Genomic DNA, 472 nt, shown 5'->3' on the forward strand with positions numbered 1-472 from the left:
GTTCCCAGTCGAGGCGAGAGCGTAGGGGCCGCAGGGCTGAGCGTTGCCGGCTGCCGACGCTCAGCCAGATACCACTCTCGCCATAGTCGGCGGCCATCACGACCAGTCCGGGAGCCACCCAATGGCGCGTCGGGTCGCCAGGTACCCGCATCGGCTGCAGCGGAACCGGAACCAGATCCTCGACGAACCGGTCCAGCGACTCCGCTGTGACCGTGGCGAAGCCGGTGAACGGTGAGGTGCTCACCGCTTCGTTGAGGGCGAACTGGAGCAGGAAGCCGCTGAGGCGTTCCCGCTCGCGCAGCCGCTCCGGGCCGCCGTCGTACCAAACGACCGGATCATCGTCGGTGGGGTCGATCAACGCCACCCAGACGCCCTGATTCTCGGCCGCGAAGACCACCAACGGCTCGTCTTCCAGGTACTCGACCTCGTCGAGCGGCTCGATGAAGTCCTGCCGGCCGAGGATCTCCTCGCG

Annotated in this window: 1 pseudogene; it reads right to left on the minus strand. The window is 67.6% G+C overall.

The features are described 5' to 3' along the window. Window positions 1-472: pseudogene (locus tag ACL02O_RS34430) on the minus strand (hypothetical protein); the annotation flags it as partial.

This window comes from Micromonospora mangrovicola (genome assembly GCF_047200535.1).
GTDB lineage: Bacteria > Actinomycetota > Actinomycetes > Mycobacteriales > Micromonosporaceae > Micromonospora.